We start from the raw sequence: 6,461 nt of genomic DNA on the forward strand, positions 1-6,461 counted from the left end.
CACTGAAAAAGAATACTTTATTTATGACACAGATCAGGAGCCGGAGGCGTAAGCTCAAGTTGCGATGCAATTAATACTGCTTGAGTACGATTGTTGATGCCAAGTTTTTTGAATAAAGCGGTCACGTGGGCCTTCACCGTGGCCTCGGCAATATCCAATTCAAAGCCAATTTGTTTATTTAATAAACCGTCTCGCATAAAACACAGTACCTTGTATTGGGCATTGGTTAAACTGGATACCTTGTCGGCTAAAGCGGCAAATTCGCTATCAATTTCATCAATTTCGTTGACCAGTGATTTAGGAATCCAAGTATCACCATCAAGTATGGTTTCAACAGCATTGGCAATATCTTCTGAACCCGTTGTTTTGGGAATGAAGCCCATCGCACCAGTATTAATCACTTTGGATACTATGTTTTTATCTTCAAGTCCGGATACCACAGCAACAGGCAGGTCAGGATATAGTTTGCGAATGTGAATCAAACCAAATAGATCATTACTACCGGGCATATGCAAATCCAATAGCAACAAATCGACATCATTATTTTGGATGATATCAAGGGTCTGAGTTAAGTCACTGGCTTCTAAAATAGTTAATTGATGTTCAGATAGATTTAACGCAATACGCAATGCATCGCGATAGAGAGGATGATCGTCAGCAATCAGCAATGTGAACATAGTGTTATCAGCGTGTCTAAAAAGTGATCCAATTGAATCAGGACAATACGCTTAAATCAACAAAAAATCTCGAACTAACGTAATAAAGGGGCAAATATTGCCCCTTTATTGACTAGTTTAACGATTTAACCTTAGTTCAATTAGGCTATCAACCACACTGGGATCAGCTAATGTTGATGTATCCCCAAGTTGCTCATACTCATTAGCGGCTATTTTACGTAGTATTCTGCGCATAATTTTACCTGAGCGGGTCTTAGGTAATCCATTGGTCCACTGAACCAAATCGGGAACCGCGATAGGACTCAATTCTGTGCGTACCCACTTACGTATTTCAGCCGTTAATTCATCCGTTACTTCTACACCCGCTACCGGTGTAACATACACATAAATTGCCTGACCTTTAATATCGTGAGGATAACCTACTACTGCAGCTTCAGCGATGGCATCGTGAGATACAAGGGCACTTTCAATCTCTGCCGTACCAAGACGGTGTCCTGATACATTTAGTACATCGTCAACACGACCGGTAATCCAATAATAACCATCTTCATCACGGCGACAGCCGTCACCGGTAAAGTACGCATTGTCATAAGTACTAAAATAAGTTTGCACGAAGCGTTGATGATCGCCATAAACCGTTCTTGCTTGGGCAGGCCAACTGTCTTTAATGATCAGATTGCCTTCAGTGGCGCCGCTAAGTTCATTTCCTTCACCATCAACTAAGGCCGGTTGAACGCCAAAGAATGGAATAGAAGCTGCACCAGGCTTAAGGGCAGTAATACTGGGTAAAGGAGTCATCATGATGCCTCCCGTCTCAGTTTGCCACCAAGTGTCGACGATCTGGCAACGACTGCGGCCAATGGTTTCGTAATACCATGTCCAAGCTTCTGGATTAATTGGCTCACCTACTGAGCCTAATAATCGTAAAGAGTCACCGGTAGTGCCTTCAGCAGCAAATTGCCCCTGGGCCATGAGCGCACGTATCGCTGTGGGCGCGGTATACAGAATGTTAACCTCATGCTTATCAACAATTTGACAAATTCGACGCACATCTGGGTAAGTTGGTACGCCTTCAAAAATTAACGTTGTAGCACCATTAGCAAGGGGTCCATAGACAATATAAGTATGTCCAGTAATCCAACCCACATCAGCCGCACACCAATAGACCTCTCCATCTTGGTAGTCAAATACGTATTTGTGGGTCATTGCTGCATACACTAAATAACCACCTGTAGTGTGCACAACGCCTTTAGGAGTGCCAGTAGAGCCTGAGGTATAAAGAATGAATAAAGGGTCCTCTGCATTCATTGCAGTGGGTTCACACTGAGCGTCACATTTAGCGGTTAACTCGTGCCACCAAATGTCTTTCTCGCCTATAGCAACATCGTTACCAGTATTTTTAAATACAATAACGTTCTCGATGCTCGGACAACGATTATCTTTAAGGGCATCGTCTACATTCACTTTAAGTGGTACACAGTTACCACCGCGGCGACCTTCATCAGCGGTAATAACTAATTTGGCATCTGAATCATTAATTCGATCGGCGATTGCGTTAGGTGAGAAACCACCGAATATAATCGAATGGATAGCACCAATGCGGGTACATGCCAGCATGGCAACAGCGGCTTCAGGTACCATTGGCATATAAAGCGCAACACGGTCACCTTTTTGAATGCCTAGCTTTTTCATACCATTGGCAAGACGACACACTTGGTCATGTAATTCTTGATAAGTAACTTTGCTGTCGGTATCTGGCGAATCGCCTTCCCAAACAATAGCAATATCATTAGCCTTTGCTGGTAAATGCCGGTCTATGCAGTTATAGCTGACGTTAAGCTCGCCGTCTTCAAACCACTTAATGCTAACGTCATCTTTGGCAAAAGAAGTATTTTTTATTTTAGTTGGAAAAGTAAACCAATCTAAGTTTGCCGCTTGCTCCTTCCAAAATTGATCCGGAGATTCTATTGATTGCTGATACATCTGTGCATGCAATTCAGGGGTTAAATGGGAATTTAGTTTAGCGGTCTCTGGGACCGGATATAATGAATCTGTCATAGGGTTCTCCAACACAATTTTTAGCAACTGCACATACTGTAACGTTAATATTAAAGAGTGGAATGCGACTTTGGTCTTACCGAAGCTGACTTTGGTCTTACTTAATTAAAAACTACCACTTTATTCATTCAAAATTCAGTTTCTAGACTATACGACTATGGTCTGATAGACCATCCGCTTATATGTAAAAAGTGAATCTTAGTGCAAAGTTTACTGAGCATTAAACTGCACTAGGAAAAGTCATGAAAACTAAAATTACAGCAGCAATTACGCTAGCACTTGGCACTTTGTATGGTACTGCAACCAATGCCAACCTATTAGACAAAACAAATGTTCAATTTAGCGGCTATTTAAAAGCCGATGCCATGTTCAGTAGCTATAGTGATGGCACTCTAGCTTCTGGTAGTATTGGTAGAGACTTCTATCTTCCGAGCCTTACACCTGTAGGCGGCGAAGAAGAGTCGACTCAATTTGATGCCCATATTAAACAGTCGCGTTTTAGGTTCACCACTAATACCGATCTGGATAGTGGCGACAAAGTTGTCGGCGTTCTAGAGTTTGACTTCCAAGTAACACCAGATGGAAATGAACGTGTAAGTAATTCTTATGAACCAAGAATACGACACGCTTTTATTAAATATAACGATTGGTTAATTGGGCAGACATGGACCACCTTTATGGATGTCAAAGCACTTCCTGAAACCCTCGATTTCATCGGTTCTACGGACGGTACAATATTTGTTCGACAAGTCATGGTTAAATACTCAACGGGAAACTTTGAAGTTTCGTTGGAAAACCCTGAAACCACAGTTTCACCTTTAAGTGGTGGTACTCGTATTGTCACTGACGATAACCCTGTACCAGATTTGGCAGCACGATATACTTTTAACGGAGATTGGGGGCACTTTGCAATTGCAGGGCTATTACGCCAGTTATCCTACGTCAACAAACAAGGCGAAAATGATATTGATACCTCAACAACTAGTGCAGGTATTAGTTTGACCGCCAAGTTCAACCTTGGCCAAGACGACATTCGAATCGCAGCCAATTATGGTCAAGGTTTGGGGCGTTATTTAGCACTAAATGCTGTTAATGGTGCAGTTTTGAATGCTGATAATGAATTAGAAGCAATTGATTCAAGCGGTTTTAGTATTGCCTACAGACATATTTGGGATCCGCAGTGGAGAAGTAACTTTACCTATTCCATTTTTAGCGCAGACAATGATACCGCGTTAACAGGGACATCCACCACCAAGCAGACTTATAGCGCTCGTGCAAATATACTCTACTCTCCAAGCAAAGAGCTTACCTTTGGAGCAGAGTACGCCTATGCAAAACGTGAACTTGAAACTGGCGCTGACGGCGATATGAGCCGCCTACAGTTTTCAGCGAAATACGCGTTCTAACGTCTCAAAAAGGGGAGCATGGGTGTGACTTCACCAGTAGTTGTTTAACGCTATCCCCTAAGTGTCAGTCTAAAATAGTGGCTTTTTTAAGCCACTATTACTATTTCCAGCCCAGCATTTCTTCAAAATGCTTGTCTAACTTTTTAGCGAAATCTTTACCACTAATAGCGACTTGCTCAAGCAAGATTTCTTCTTCACTTTGCGGCGTGAAATGCGGCACTTCCACTGGGGAACCAGACTCATCGATGGCCATAAAGGTAATGAAACAACGATTAGTAACTGTGACTTCTTCCTCTTTTGGATCCGAGGCACGAACCACCACATAAAGGTGCATACTGGTTCTTCCCGTGTGAACAATGCGCACACTGACCGTTACCATTTGACCAACCAAAATTGGCTTAATAAAGCGAATAGCATTGGCAGATACTGTCACACAATAATGTTTACTCCATTGCGCCGCACAAGCATAAGAAGCTTGGTCGATCCATTTCATCACCATTCCACCGTGTACTTTCCCACCAAAATTAACGTCTGTCGGTTCTGCTAAAAACCGAAACTCAGTTTGGCTATTCTCACTCATAATCAAAGCCTTATAATTCAGATAGTTAATTTACTATACTTTAGCTGACAAAAAATGTGCAATTTAATTTTTGTCGCCCCAACCCAGCTCGGATTAGGGCTTTTTGTATTGCTCCCTCGAATAACTCCACATATTCCATTAAAGTTATTGGTCGACGCACCTTCATCCATCAGCATTAATCGAATTACAGTCGATAGGATGTTTATTTTTCGGTTTCAGGTAGAATAACCTTAATCAACAAAATTTGGCCTTATTTATGATTCACAACGATATTTTACGCCGTCTTCGCTATGCGCTCAGACTAGATGACACTGCGACTATCGCTATTTTTAGTTTAGCTAACTATGAAATGGAAAAAGACTACTTATCAATGCTCATGAAAAAAGAAGACGAGCCGGGGTTTATGCTCTGTCGAGATAAGATACTCAGTCTGTTTCTAGACGGTTTGATTATTCAAAGACGTGGCAAACAAGAAGGTGTTGAACCTGTTGTTCTAAAAGGCAGTGAACGACTATCAAACAACGACATTTTACGTAAAATCCGTATTGCCATGAGCTATAGAGACGAAGATATGTTAGCTATATTGAAGTTAGCCAATTTTCGTTTAAGTAAAGGCGAACTTAACGCTATGTTCAGAAAGGCAGATCATCGAAATTATAAAGAAAGTGGTGATCAGGTAGTGCGCAACTTACTTAAAGGAATGGTAGTTAAATACCGTCCAGATGCAGTAAAGACCGCCACAACCCCCGTTGTTAAAACTCATAAACCGCAAAAACCAAATAAACCTCGACAAGCAATTAGTCAAAAAGACAAAGCCAAACCTGCGCCTGAAGAAACCAATTCGGTTTGGGGTAAGGTTGATCCTAAATGAAAATAGCCCAAGTTGGAGAGACAATTTTAAAAACACCAGCTGTTGCAGTTTCGCCGGCTGATTTGTTAACCAATGAATTGACTCAGTTTTTACTAGCTTTGAAACAAACCATGTTAGATGCCAATGGTATTGGTATTGCTGCTCCTCAAGTATTCGATCCCCGAGCGATAATGATCATAGCTTCAAGACCCAATGCTCGATATCCCGATGCCCCGCACATGGAACCTTTAATTCTGATAAATCCAAAAGTATTGGCAAGTAGTGAGACACAAAATAAAGATTGGGAAGGATGCTTGTCAGTTCCTGGACTACGGGGCAAGGTAAAACGTTTTACATGGATTGAAATTGAGTACTTAGCGGAAAATGGTGACATCGAGAAGCGACTGTTTGAAGGCTTTCTGGCACGTATATTCCAACACGAATACGATCACCTGATTGGAAAGACTTGGTTAGACCACATCGAATCAGCAGATGATGTCATGGCAAACGAAGTTTGGCAGAATAAATACGCTTAATCTGTAGGCGGGTGTTTTTGCCCGTAGCGTTTTTCATGGATTCCATGGCCTAAAGGCCATGCTACAAAGATAATCTCCCCTACCCTGTAGGCGGGTGCTTTAGCCCCGCAGCGTTTTGCAAGGATTCCATGGCCTGAAGACCATCCTACAAAGATAATCCCCCCTACCCTGTAGGCCGGTGTTTTAACCCCGTAGCTTTTTGCAATCATCCCATGGCCTAAAGGCCATGCTACAAAGATAATCCCCCCCAACCCTGTAGGCGGGTGCTTTAGCCCCGCATCGTTTTACATGGATTCCATGGCCTGAAGACCATGCTACAAAGATAATCTCCCCTACCCTGTAGGCGGGTGCTTT

The 6,461-nt window shown here is 42.3% G+C and carries 6 protein-coding genes; 3 read left to right on the forward strand and 3 right to left on the reverse strand.

The window, feature by feature from the left end; genetic code table 11:
* Positions 1-17: 17 nt before the first annotated feature.
* Together ABWV72_RS04300 and acs are read right to left on the reverse strand one after the other, a co-directional pair.
* Complete coding sequence (locus tag ABWV72_RS04300) at positions 18-677, reverse strand: response regulator transcription factor (protein WP_216047607.1); 660 nt, start codon at positions 675-677, stop codon at positions 18-20.
* A gap of 117 nt (positions 678-794) precedes the next feature.
* Entirely contained in the window at positions 795-2,735 is a 1,941-nt protein-coding gene (gene acs, locus ABWV72_RS04305; RefSeq protein WP_353368932.1) for an acetate--CoA ligase, read from the reverse strand.
* Positions 2,736-2,977: 242 nt separating this feature from the next.
* Here acs and ABWV72_RS04310 point away from each other — a divergent pair, with 242 nt between their 5' ends.
* Positions 2,978-4,141, forward strand: a complete 1,164-nt coding sequence (locus tag ABWV72_RS04310; protein WP_353368934.1) for a DcaP family trimeric outer membrane transporter — start codon at positions 2,978-2,980, stop codon at positions 4,139-4,141.
* A 100-nt stretch (positions 4,142-4,241) separates the two neighbouring features.
* Here the strand turns inward: ABWV72_RS04310 and ABWV72_RS04315 are convergent, their stop codons facing one another.
* Positions 4,242-4,721, reverse strand: coding sequence for an acyl-CoA thioesterase (locus ABWV72_RS04315; protein WP_216047610.1), 480 nt, complete (start codon positions 4,719-4,721; stop codon positions 4,242-4,244).
* Between the two features lie 256 nt (positions 4,722-4,977).
* Here ABWV72_RS04315 and ABWV72_RS04320 point away from each other — a divergent pair, with 256 nt between their 5' ends.
* Together ABWV72_RS04320 and def are read left to right on the forward strand one after the other, a co-directional pair.
* Entirely contained in the window at positions 4,978-5,592 is a 615-nt protein-coding gene (locus ABWV72_RS04320) for a YehS family protein (RefSeq protein ID WP_353368937.1), read from the forward strand.
* Positions 5,589-6,107, forward strand: a complete 519-nt coding sequence (gene def / locus ABWV72_RS04325) for a peptide deformylase (protein WP_353368939.1) — start codon at positions 5,589-5,591, stop codon at positions 6,105-6,107. The genes ABWV72_RS04320 and def overlap by 4 nt, the downstream gene beginning before the upstream one ends.
* The last annotated feature ends 354 nt before the right edge of the window (positions 6,108-6,461 follow it).

The sequence above is a fragment of the Aliiglaciecola sp. NS0011-25 genome, assembly GCF_040370605.1.
In the GTDB taxonomy this organism is placed as follows: Bacteria; Pseudomonadota; Gammaproteobacteria; order Enterobacterales; family Alteromonadaceae; genus Aliiglaciecola; species Aliiglaciecola lipolytica_A.

Excerpts from the sequence above, each read along its gene's own strand:
- ABWV72_RS04300 (WP_216047607.1), bottom strand. The coding sequence starts at position 677 with ATGTTCACATTGCTGATTGCTGACGATCATCCTCTCTATCGCGATGCA.
- acs (WP_353368932.1), bottom strand. The coding sequence starts at position 2,735 with ATGACAGATTCATTATATCCGGTCCCAGAGACCGCTAAACTAAATTCC.
- ABWV72_RS04310 (WP_353368934.1), top strand. The coding sequence starts at position 2,978 with ATGAAAACTAAAATTACAGCAGCAATTACGCTAGCACTTGGCACTTTG.
- ABWV72_RS04315 (WP_216047610.1), bottom strand. The coding sequence starts at position 4,721 with ATGAGTGAGAATAGCCAAACTGAGTTTCGGTTTTTAGCAGAACCGACA.
- ABWV72_RS04320 (WP_353368937.1), top strand. The coding sequence starts at position 4,978 with ATGATTCACAACGATATTTTACGCCGTCTTCGCTATGCGCTCAGACTA.
- def (WP_353368939.1), top strand. The coding sequence starts at position 5,589 with ATGAAAATAGCCCAAGTTGGAGAGACAATTTTAAAAACACCAGCTGTT.